This window comes from Actinoplanes sp. NPDC048791 (assembly GCF_040650095.1).
In the GTDB taxonomy this organism is placed as follows: domain Bacteria; phylum Actinomycetota; class Actinomycetes; order Mycobacteriales; family Micromonosporaceae; genus Actinoplanes.
In genome coordinates, this window is sequence record NZ_JBEZGQ010000210.1 from 1 (window position 1) to 10,738 (window position 10,738).

At 71.3% G+C, this 10,738-nt stretch carries 9 protein-coding genes and 1 pseudogene; 5 read left to right on the forward strand and 5 right to left on the reverse strand.

The annotated features are described in order from the left end of the window. From AB0C29_RS17555 to AB0C29_RS17575, 5 genes and pseudogenes are all read right to left on the reverse strand, one after another. Positions 1-213, reverse strand: a pseudogene (locus tag AB0C29_RS17555) (hypothetical protein); the annotation flags it as partial. Continuing rightward, a complete protein-coding gene (locus tag AB0C29_RS17560; protein ID WP_360821320.1) occupies positions 210-1,040 on the reverse strand; it encodes a carbohydrate ABC transporter permease in 831 nt (276 codons plus the stop codon). The gene AB0C29_RS17560 and the pseudogene AB0C29_RS17555, both read right to left, overlap by 4 nt. Beyond that, positions 1,040-1,921, reverse strand: coding sequence for a sugar ABC transporter permease (locus AB0C29_RS17565; RefSeq protein WP_360821336.1), 882 nt, complete (start codon positions 1,919-1,921; stop codon positions 1,040-1,042). The genes AB0C29_RS17560 and AB0C29_RS17565 overlap by 1 nt, the downstream gene beginning before the upstream one ends. A 113-nt stretch (positions 1,922-2,034) precedes the next feature. Then, positions 2,035-3,375, reverse strand: coding sequence for an extracellular solute-binding protein (locus AB0C29_RS17570; protein WP_360821322.1), 1,341 nt, complete (start codon positions 3,373-3,375; stop codon positions 2,035-2,037). Between the two features lie 5 nt (positions 3,376-3,380). Then, positions 3,381-4,433, reverse strand: coding sequence for a LacI family DNA-binding transcriptional regulator (locus AB0C29_RS17575; RefSeq protein WP_360821324.1), 1,053 nt, complete (start codon positions 4,431-4,433; stop codon positions 3,381-3,383). Positions 4,434-4,672: 239 nt separating this feature from the next. Between AB0C29_RS17575 and AB0C29_RS17580 the strand changes: the two genes are divergently transcribed. The 5 genes from AB0C29_RS17580 to AB0C29_RS17600 form a co-directional block, all read left to right on the forward strand. Beyond that, on the forward strand, positions 4,673-5,992 hold the full coding sequence (locus tag AB0C29_RS17580) for a Gfo/Idh/MocA family oxidoreductase (protein ID WP_360821326.1): 1,320 nt from the start codon (positions 4,673-4,675) through the stop codon (positions 5,990-5,992). A 41-nt stretch (positions 5,993-6,033) separates the two neighbouring features. After that, the gene (gene uxaC, locus AB0C29_RS17585) at positions 6,034-7,437 is read left to right on the forward strand and encodes a glucuronate isomerase (protein WP_360821328.1); all 1,404 of its coding nucleotides are present in this window, start codon (positions 6,034-6,036) and stop codon (positions 7,435-7,437) included. Beyond that, positions 7,434-8,735 carry an enolase C-terminal domain-like protein gene (locus tag AB0C29_RS17590; protein ID WP_360821330.1) on the forward strand — a complete coding sequence of 434 codons (1,302 nt, stop codon included), beginning with the start codon at positions 7,434-7,436 and terminating at the stop codon, positions 8,733-8,735. Before uxaC ends, AB0C29_RS17590 begins: the two co-directional genes overlap by 4 nt. Next, the gene (locus tag AB0C29_RS17595) at positions 8,726-10,216 is read left to right on the forward strand and encodes a mannitol dehydrogenase family protein (protein ID WP_360821332.1); all 1,491 of its coding nucleotides are present in this window, start codon (positions 8,726-8,728) and stop codon (positions 10,214-10,216) included. The genes AB0C29_RS17590 and AB0C29_RS17595 overlap by 10 nt, the downstream gene beginning before the upstream one ends. Continuing rightward, positions 10,213-10,738: Gfo/Idh/MocA family oxidoreductase (locus AB0C29_RS17600; protein ID WP_360821334.1), on the forward strand; the 526-nt coding region annotated here is incomplete at its 3' end. The genes AB0C29_RS17595 and AB0C29_RS17600, both read left to right, overlap by 4 nt.

A 10,738-nucleotide genomic window follows, 5' to 3' on the forward strand; every position in this document is an offset into this window, starting at 1 on the left:
CGACGTTCCGGCGCGCGCTGGCGCCCGGAACGTCGCCCAGCTCGCGCGGACGGTCGGCCACCGGTCGTGCTCCAGGTGGTGGTGCACCGCCGCGCTGCCGGCCGCCAGCGCGGCGCCCGCCGTGACCAGCGGCAGCGCCGCCAGGGTGACCAGGAAGCCCAGCAGGGCCAGGTCGGTGGCGATCCGGACGGTCTCGCGCCAGTCGCGCCTCATCCCTTGAGCCCGCTGGTGTTGATGCCCTCGACGAGCATGCGCTGGAACGCCACGAAGAACAGGAACACCGGGACCAGCGACAGCAGCGACATCGCGAACATCGGCCCCACCGAGCTCTCGCTCGTCGAGTCGATGAACAGCGTCAGCGCCACCGGTGCCGTGTAGTCCTGCAGTTCCGACAGGAACACGAGCTGCCGGAAGAAGTCGTTCCAGGTCCAGATGAACGAGAAGATCGCCGTGGTCACCAGGGCCGGCCGGCTCAGCGGCAGGATGACGTGCTGGAAGATCGAGTACGGCGACGCGCCGTCGATCTTCGCGGCCTCGTCCAGTTCGCGCGGGATGCCCCGCATGAACTGCACCATCAGGAACACGAAGAACGCCTCGGTGGCCAGGAACTGCGGCACCAGCAGCGGCAGGTACGGCCACTCGCCGCCGACCCAGCCGAGGTTCCGGAACAGGATGTACTGCGGGATGATCAGCACGTGCCCGGGCAGCAGCAGGGTCGCGATCATGATCGAGAACCAGAACTTGCGCATCCGGAACCGCAGCCGGCCGAAGGCGTACGCGGCCAGCAGGCAGGACACCGTGTTGCCGAGCACGGTCAGCCCGGAGACCATCGCGCTGTTGAGGAAGAACCGGCCGAAGTTGACGTCGAACTTCTGCCAGCCGGAGCTGAAGTTGCCCGGCGTGAAGCTCTCCGGCAGCAGCCCGATGTTGCTGGCGATCTCCTCGGGTGACTTGAAGGACGTCCCCACCATCCAGATCAGCGGGTAGAGCACCACCAGCAGGATCAGGATCAGGACGAGCAGGCGCAGCCGGCCGCGCATCAGTGCTCCTCGGCGTCGGAGTAGTGGACCCAGAACCGGCCGGTGCGGAACAGCACCACCGTGATCAGGCCGATCGCGAGCAGGAACACCCAGGCCATGGCCGAGGCGTAACCCATGTCCAGCTCGACGAAGCCCTTGATGTAGAGGTTCAGCGTGTACATCAGGGTGGAGTCGACCGGCCCGCCGGTGCCGTTGCTGAGCACGAAGGCGGACGTGAAGCCCTGGAAGCCGTTGATCGTCTCCAGCACCAGGTTGAAGAAGATCACCGGGGACAGCATCGGCAGGGTGACGTTGCGGAACTGCCGCCACCGCCCGGCGCCGTCGACCGAGGCGGCCTCGTACAGCTCCGTCGGCACCTGCTTGAGCCCGGCCAGGAAGATCACCATGGGCGCGCCGAACTGCCAGATGGCCAGCAGCATCAGGGTCTCCAGCGCCCACTTCGGGTCGTTGACCCAGGGCGCGCCCTCGATGCCGAACAACCCCAGGAACGAGTTGAAGGCGCCGTCGCGGTTGAACATGCTGACCCACACGATGGCCAGCGCCACACTGCCGCCCAGCAGCGACGGCAGGTAGAACAGCCCGCGGAACACGCCGATGCCACGCATGGCCCGGTTGAGCAGCAGGGCCACGCCGAGCGCGGCCGCCAGCTTGAGCGGCACGGCGACCAGCGCGAAGGTCAGGGTGACCTGGACCGCGTGCCAGTAGGTCGGGTCCGACGTGAACATCTGCCGGTAGTTGTCCCAGCCCACCCAGTTCGCCTCCGACAGCGGCGTGAGCACGTCGTAGTCGGTGAAGCTGAGGTAGAGCGAGAGCAGCATCGGGACAGCCGTGATCGCGAGCAGCCCGATCAGCCACGGGGACAGGAACAGGTATCCGGGCAGATTCTCGGAGTGCCGCTTCCCGCGCCGGTGGCCCGGGCCCTGCTGACCAGCAGGGTCCGGGCCGGCGGGGTCGATCCGGCTCTGGGCCGTTCGCACCGTAGTCACGACTGTCGTCAGCCCTGACCGATCGCGGCCTTGGCCGCGGCGATGAACGCGGTGCCACCCTGGGCCGGGGTCTGGCGGCCGTACTGGACCTCCTCGGCGATCCGGATCAGTTCACTGCGCAGCTTGCTGTGCCCCTTGAGCGGTACGGACGGCGCCGAGCTGAAGGTCTTGCCCAGCTCGGTCTGCACCGCGATGGTCTGCTTCATGCTCGGGTCGGTGACGCTGTCGGCCACCACCTGGCGCACCTCGAGGTTGGACGGCAGGCCCCGGTCGGTGCCCAGGATCTTGCCGGCCTCCGGGTCGTTGGCCAGGAAGTTCAGCACGTCCACGGCCTGCTCCTTGTGCGGGCTGCCGCGGAACACCGAGAAGTACATCGACGCGCGCGCCCACTGGGCCTTCTGGTCGCCGGGGTACGCCACCACGCCGAGCTCGTCCTTGGTGTTCTTCTTCAGCTCGGGCATCTGGTTGGCCCAGACCCACGAGGTCGCGGCCTTGCCGGTGACCACCAGCTGCTTGCTGATGTCGGTGGCGTTGCCCTCGTGGATGACGTCCGGGGTGGGGGTGGCGCCGCGGTCCCGGGCCCCCTTCCAGAGGTCGAACCAGGCGGTGACGTCCTGCTCGGTGAAGCCGAGCTCCTTGCCCTTGTACAGGTCCTTGCCCTGCTGCCGGAGCCAGACCCAGAAGGCCTGGTAGACGGCGCTGGCGTCCTGGGTGCCGGGCACCTTGGCGACCTTGGAGACGTTCTCCGCCCAGGCGATGTGGTCCTCCCAGCTCATCCCCGTGGTGGGGGCGGGCAGCTTGAACTTGTCCAGCAGGGTCTTGTTGAAGACCAGGCCCTGGGTGTTCTCGCCGAAGGCCACGCCGGCGAGCTTGCCGTCGACGATGCCGTAGTCCTTCAGGCCGGGCGGGAACTTCGTCAGGTCGAGCCGCCCGTCGCCCGCGTACGGCGTCAGGTCCAGGGTGACGTTGCGACCGGCGTACTCGGCGATGAAGTTGTCGTCGATCTGGAACACGTCGGGGGCGTTGCCGCCGGCGGTGAGCGTGGCCAGCTTGTCGAAGTAGCCCTGGTTGGCCTGCCAGGTCTTCTTGAAGGTCACGTTCGGGTGTTTCTGGGTGTAGAGGTTGAGCGCCTTCTCGGTCAGCGTGGCGCGGTTCTCCGCGCCCCACCAGAAGAAGGACAGCTCGACGGGCTTGTTGGGGTCGCTGGACTCGTCGTCGTCGCCGCCGCAGGCGGCGGCCCCGAGAGCCAGGGGTATGACCAGGGCCGCGGCGAGAAGCCGCCGTCGGGTCGCGGTACCGTGGCGGCGCGTGGTTCGCACGTCCGTCGGCGGGGCTTTGTCCGGGTACATGGTGCTCACTCCTTGGCGTAGGAGGCGACAGCTTCGGGGGCGGCGGCAGCCGCGTTGCCCGGATCCGCATGGCTGTGCGGATCCGGGCCCGGTCCCGTCGAGTCGCGGATGACCAATTCGGTCTGAAGGCTCGCATGGGCAGTGGTACGACGGTCGTCTCCGTGCGCGAGGAGCATGTCGACGGCCGCTCTTCCCGCGGCGGCGGCAGGTGTGGCCACCGTGGTCAGCTTGGGATGGATGAGGCGGCTCAGTGCGATGTCGTCGATGCCGACGACGCTGATGTCCGCCGGGACCCGCGCGCCCTGGGCGTGCAGGCCCTCGATGAGGCCGATGGCCATGAGGTCGTTGTAGGCGAGCACCGCGCTGACCCCGCTGCGCAGGACCTGCTCGGCGACGGCGGCGCCGCCATGCTCGGTGGGTGGGTTGGGGCCGATGACGGTCAGCTCGGCGCCTCCCGCGCGGGCGGCCAGCGCGGCTGAGCGCCGGATCTCCTTGCTGGTCCAGGAGCCGCGCGGCCCGGCGATCAGGCCGATCCGGCGGTGGCCGAGGCCGGCCAGGTGGTCGACGGCGAGCCCGGCGCCCTGGGCCACGTCCATCACGACGGTGGGCAGGCCGGTGATCTGCCGGTTGATCACGACCAGCGGCACCTCCCGGCTGAGCAGCTCGATCAGGCTGTTGCTCATTCGCGGGCTGCACAGCAGGATGCCGTCGACCTGCTTGGCCAGGGCGCGGACCAGGTCCTCCTCGACCGCGGCGTCCTCGTTGGAGTCCGCGACGAAGATGTGGTAGTCGCGCTGCCGGGCCTGGCTCTCGGCCGCCTTGATCAGCGGCGGGAAGAACGGGTTGGCGATGTCGGCCACGATCAGGCCGACGTTGTAGGTGCGCCCGGTGATCAGGGCCCGGGCGGCGCGGTTGGGCCGGTAGCCGAGCTGCTCGGCACAGGCCAGCACGCGGGTACGGGTGTCCGGGTTGACCAGGTGCGGCGCCGAGAACGTGCGGGAGACCGTGGAGATGTGGACTCCGGACTCCCGTGCGACGTCGCGAATCGTGGCTGGCACGCCGGCCCTTCCTTCGATGGGGGTGCCCTGTGGTCGGGGTCACTCTGGGGGCCAATTAATGCAAACGGTTGTAGCTGTGTCAACGGCCTTTTGTTGCAGGTTCATGACGGCTGTCCGCATTGCAGGTCCAGGTCACGGTTGCTGATTAGCATAAAAGGGGACGTAGCCGCCCTGAATTCTTGACGGCAAGCGATCGACGTGTTTAGTTCTGCTGCAAACGTTTGCAGTGAGGAGACGCGGTGGACGCACGACGGCGCTACGCACTGGTCGGTACCGGGGCCCGGGCCGAGATGTTCCTGCGGGCCCTGGCCGTCGACCACGCCGGCACGGCCGAGCTGGTCGCCCTGGCCGACGTCAACCCGAGCCGGATGGCGGCGCACAACCGCTGGCTGACCGGGCTGGGCGTACCGGCGGTGCCCACGTACCCGGCGGCGGAGTTCACCACCATGCTGGCCGCCGAACGGGTCGACGAGGTGCTGGTCACCAGCGTCGACCGGACTCACGCCGACTACGTGGTGGCCGCGCTGGAAGCCGGGTGCGACGTCATCACCGAGAAGCCGATGACGGTCGACGCCGAAGGCTGCCGGCGCATCCTGGACGCGGTCGAGCGCACCGGCAAGCGGGTCCAGGTGGCGTTCAACTACCGCTTCAACCCGCTGCACGAGGCCGTCCGCGAGGTGCTGGCCGCCGGTGAGATCGGCGAGATCGGGTCCGTGCACTTCGAATGGCTGCTCGACGTGCGGCACGGCGCCGACTACTTCCGGCGCTGGCACCGCGACAAGGCCAACTCCGGCGGCCTGCTCGTGCACAAGTCCGGCCACCACTTCGACCTGGTCAACTGGTGGCTCGGCGCCGAGCCGGCCCAGGTGTACGCCGACGGCCGGCTCTTCTTCTACGGCGAGACCGGGCAGCGCCACGGCTACGCCCGCGACTACGAGCGCGCCCACGACGCCCCCGCCGCCGAGGGCGACCCGTTCGCCCTGCGCCTGCGGGACAACCCCCGGCTGCGCGAGCTGTACCTCGACGCCGAGGCCGACGACGGCTACCGGCGCGACCAGAACGTCTTCGCGCCCGGCGTGACGATCGAGGACGACATGGCGGTGCTGGTGCGCTACGACACCGGCGCCACGATGACCTACCACCTGACCGCGTACGCGCCCTGGGAGGGTTACCGGCTGATGGTCAACGGCAGCCGGGGCCGCCTGGAGCTGGAGGTGGTCGAGAGCGACCACGTCAGCGCGGCGGGTGCGGGCGAGGTCAAGGGGGCCGCGATCCACGGCGTGACCGAGGCCGAGGAACAGGGCCGGGCCACGCTGACCCTGCGGCCGTTCTGGGCGCCGCCGCGTGAGCTGCCGTTGCCGGCGGGGTACTCGCGGTCCGGGCACGGCGGCGCCGACTCGCGGATGACCGACGTGCTCTTCGGCGCGGCCAAGGACCCGCTCGAGCGTTCCGCCACCGCCCGCGACGGCGCGCTCGCCCTGCTCACCGGTCTCGCCGCGAACCGTTCCATCGAGACCGGGGCCCCGGTCCGCGTGGCCGACCTGCTCGACCTGCCCTGAGCCCGACCTGCCCTCAGCCGTCCCTTCCCGACGAGGTGTTCATGTCAGACCTGCTGTTCGCGGCCGAACCCCGCCAGCGCGACATCGCCCGTGAGCTCTACGCGCTCGTGGCCGGCCTGCCGCTGATCTCGCCGCACGGCCACGTCGATCCCGGCCTGCTCGCCGAGGACGAACCGTTCCCCGACCCGGCCCGGCTGATCATCGTCCCGGACCACTACATCACCCGGATGCTGCTCAGCCAGGGCATCCCGCTCGCGCGGCTGGGCGTGCCCAGCCGTACCGGTGACCCGGTCGAGACCGACCCGCGCGCGATCTGGCGGCTGCTCGCGGACAACTGGCACCTGTTCCGCGGTACGCCGTCGCGGCTCTGGCTGGAACGCACCTTCGCCTCGGTCTTCGGGGTGACCACCCGGTTCGGCCCGGCGACCGGCGACGCGATCTACGACGAGATCGCCGCCAAGCTCGCCGAGCCCGCCTTCCGGCCCCGGGCGCTGTTCGAGAAGTTCGGCATCGAGGTGCTGGCCACCACGGAGTCGCCGCTGGACGAGCTGACCCGGCACGCCAAGCTCGAAGCCGACGGCTGGGGCGGCCCCGGCGGCCGGGTGATCACCACGTTCCGCCCCGACGACGTGGTGGACATGGAGTTCGAGGGCTGGGCCGAGCGGATCGCCCGGCTCGGTGAGCTGACCGGCGAGGACACCACGACCTACCGGGGCTACCTGGCCGCGCTGTGGTCCCGGCGGCAGGCGTTCAAGGCCGCCGGCGCGACCTCCTCCGACCATGGGCACCTCACCGCCCGTACGGTGCGACTCCCCGCCGCCGAAGCCGCCCGGCTGTACGAACGCGGCCTGCGCGGGCGCGCCTCGGCGGCCGACGCCGAAGAGTTCCGTGCGCACATGCTGGTCGAGTTCGCCCGGATGTCGATCGAAGACGGGCTGGTCATGCAGCTGCACCCCGGTGCCGTCCGCAACCACAACAAGAGCCTGCACACCGGGCACGGCCGCGACGTCGGCGGCGACATCCCGCAGGCCACGGACTTCGTGCACGCCCTGACGCCGCTGCTCGACGCGTACGGCAACGACCCGCGGCTGCGGGTGGTGCTCTTCACCCTGGACGAGGACACCTTCACCCGGGAGCTGGCCCCGCTCGCCGGTGGGTACGCCGCGCTCTACCTCGGCGCGCCCTGGTGGTTCCTCGACTCACCGGACGGGCTGCGCCGGTTCCGGGACGCGGTAACCGAGACGGCCGGCTTCTACAACACCGCGGGCTTCACCGACGACACCCGGGCCTTCTGCTCGATCCCGGTCCGGCACGAGGTCGCCCGGCGGACCGACGCGGCGTACCTGGCCCGGCTGGTCGCCGAGGAGCGGCTGCCCCTCGACGAGGCCGCCGAGACCATCGCCGACCTGGCCTACCACCTGCCGAAGAAGGTGTTCCGGCTGTGACCAGGATCGTCGAGGTCGACGTGCACGACGTCCGGTTCCCGACGTCGAGGACCGGCGACGGCTCCGATGCCATCAACCGCGGCGACTACTCGGCCACGTACGCGGAGCTGCGCACCGACGGGCCGCACGTCGGTGCCGGCTTCACCTTCACCAACGGCCGCGGCAACGAGCTGACCTGCGCGGCGGTCCGGGCGCTGAGCCACCACGTGGTCGGGCGGACGCTGAGCGAGCTGGCCGCCGGGCCGGCCGCGTTCGTCCGGAGCCTGACCGCGGACCCGCAGCTGCGCTGGCTCGGCCCCGAGAAGGGCGTCATCCAGCTGGCCACCGGGGCACTGGTCAACGCGGTGTGGGACCTGCGGGCCAAGTCCGCCGGGGCGCCGCTGTGGCAGCTGCTCGCCGAGATGTCCACCGAGGAGCTCGTCGCCTGCGTCGACTTCCACCACATCAGCGACGCGCTGACCCCGGCCGAGGCGGCGGCGATCCTCGACAAGGGCCGGGTGGGCCTGGCCGAGCGCCTCGCCGACGTGGCCCGCGACGGCTTCCCGTCGTACACGACCTCGGTGGGCTGGCTGGGCTACCCGGACGACAAGGTGCGGGCGCTGGCCCGGACCGCGTACGACCAGGGCTGGCGGGCCATGAAGATGAAGGTCGGCGGTGACCTCGACGACGACGTCCGGCGGGCGGCCATCATCCGCGAGGAGATCGGCCCCGACGCGCTGCTGATGATGGACGCCAACCAGGTGTGGGACGTCGACGAGGCGATCGTCGCGATGACCCGGCTCGCCGCGTTCGGCCCGTACTGGATCGAGGAGCCGACGCACGCCGACGACGTGCTCGGCCACGCCCGGATCCGGCGCGCCGTCGACGAGCTCACCGGCGGCGCCTGCCGGGTGGCGACCGGTGAGGTCGCCGCCAACCGGGTGATCTTCAAGCAGCTGCTGCAGGCCCGGGCGATCGGCGTCATGCAGGTCGACGCGTGCCGGGTGGCCGGCGTCAACGAGGTGCTGGCCGAACTGCTGCTGGCGGCCAAGTTCGGCATCCCGGTCTGCCCGCACGCGGGCGGGGTCGGGCTGTGCGAACTGGTCCAGCACGTGGCGATCTTCGACTACCTGCGGGTCGGCACGGCCCTGGAGGGCCGCATGATCGAGTACGTGGACCACCTGCACGAGCACTTCGAGGATCCGGTACGCACCCGCGAGGGCCGCTACCTGCTGCCGGACCAGCCCGGTTACAGCGCCACCATGCGTCCCGCCTCGATCGCGGAGTTCTCCTTCCCCGATGGACCGGCATGGCGGTGACCACCACGCCGCTGCTGGGGCTGGGGTCCCTGAGCCGGCTGCCGGCGGGCAGCCATCCGCTCGTGCGCCCCGGCGACGTACCGGCCGGGATCGTGCACCTGGGCCTCGGCGCTTTCCACCGGGCGCACCAGGCGGTCTACACCGAGGAGGCGATCGCCGCGGCCGGCGGTGACTGGGGCATCATCGGCGTGGCGCCGCGCTCCGCGCAGATCGTCGCCGACCTCTGGGCCCAGGACCGGCTGTTCAGCGTGACCACGATGTCCGGCGAAGGCGCCGGCACCCGGGTGGTCGGCTCCCTGGCGGGCGTGCGGCATGCGGCGGCGGATCCCGGCGCGGTGGTCGCCCTGCTGGCCGATCCAGCGGTACGGGTGGTGACGCTGACCATCACCGAGAAGGGCTACCGGCTCGACCCGTCGACCGGCCGGCTCACCGTCGACGCGGACCTGCGGGCCGACCTGAACACCGACCGGGCGCCGGTGACGATCCCCGGACTGCTGCTGCGCGGCCTGCTCGCCCGCTGCCGCGCCGACGCCGGTCCGATCGCGGTGCTCAGCTGCGACAACCTGCCCTCGAACGGGCGCCGGGTGCGCAGCCTGGTGGAACAGGCCCGGGAGCTGGTGGCGGGAGATTCGGCCGGCTTCGGTGAGTGGCTGGGCGCGAGCGTGACGTTCCCCGGGTCCATGGTGGACCGCATCGTGCCCGCGAGCACGCCGGCGACGCTGGAGCTGGCGGCAGCCGCGCTCGGTGCGCGGGACCTGGCGGCGGTGCACGGGGAGCCGTACCGGCAGTGGGTGATCGAGGACCGTTTCCCCGGTGGGCGGCCCGCCTGGGAGGCCGCCGGTGCGGTGCTGACCGACGATGCCGGACCGTGGGAGCGGCTCAAGTTGCGTACGCTCAACGGGGTGCACTCGGCTGTCGCGTACCTCGGGGCGCTGGCCGGGCGGGAGACCATCGCGGCCGCCCTGGAGATCCCCGGGATGCGCGCGGCGATGACCCGCTTCGTCGCGGAGGACGTGGCCGGCAGCCTCGAGCCGCCGCCCGGCGTCTCGGTCGTCGGTTACGGGGACTCGGTGCTGGACCGGTTCGCCGACCCGGCCATCGCGCACCGCACCCGGCAGGTGGCGATGGACGGCACCCAGAAGCTGCCGCAGCGCGTGCTGCACACGATCGCCGACCGGCGCGCGGCCGGAGCATCACCCCGCTGGGCGGCCCTGGTCGTCGCGGCGTGGATGCGCTACGTGCAGGGCACGGCGGACGACGGGCAGGCGCTGCCGCTCGACGACCCGCTGGCGGACCGGATCCGCGAACGGCTGGCCGCCGCGCCATCCACCCCGGCGGGCGTGGCGCACGCACTGTTCGGGCTGGACACGGTGTTCCCGCCCGAGCTGGCCACCGACGAGACGGTACGGGCGCTGGTCGTCGAATGGCTGACCGCGCTGGACAAACACGGTGTCGAGGCGACTTTGGCAGGTGCGGCATGACGGCGACAGTGGCATTGATCGGCGCGAACGGGCACGGGCGGTCGCACCGGCGGCGGATCGCCGAGCTCGAGCGGACGGGGTCGGTGCGGTTGGTGGCGCTGGCCGACGTACAGGCGATAGACCCGGACCCGCCGGTCCCACCCGGCGCCGCGGTCTTCACCGACCACCGCGAGCTGCTCGCGACCGCGGCCCCCGACGTCGTGGTGATCTGCACGCCGCCGCACACCCACCTGCCGATCGCCCTGGACGCCCTGGCCGCGGGCTGCGACCTGCTGCTGGAGAAGCCGCCGGTGCCGACGGTCGAGGCGCACGCGACCCTGCAGGCGGCGGTGCTGTCCGCGGGCCGGTCGTGCCAGGTCGGCTTCCAGGCGCTCGGCTCGCTGGCCGCACAGACCCTGTTCGACGCGGTGCACGCGGGCCGGCTGGGCGCCATCGAGAGCGTGGCCACGGTCGCGTCATGGCGGCGCGACGACGCCTACTACGCCCGCGCGCCGTGGTCCGGCCGCCGGGTGGTCGACGGCC

Coding starts and splice junctions, on each gene's coding strand:
- AB0C29_RS17595 (WP_360821332.1), top strand. CDS start 8,726: ATGGCGGTGACCACCACGCCGCTGCTGGGGCTGGGGTCCCTGAGCCGG.
- AB0C29_RS17560 (WP_360821320.1), bottom strand. CDS start 1,040: ATGCGCGGCCGGCTGCGCCTGCTCGTCCTGATCCTGATCCTGCTGGTG.
- AB0C29_RS17570 (WP_360821322.1), bottom strand. CDS start 3,375: ATGTACCCGGACAAAGCCCCGCCGACGGACGTGCGAACCACGCGCCGC.
- uxaC (WP_360821328.1), top strand. CDS start 6,034: ATGTCAGACCTGCTGTTCGCGGCCGAACCCCGCCAGCGCGACATCGCC.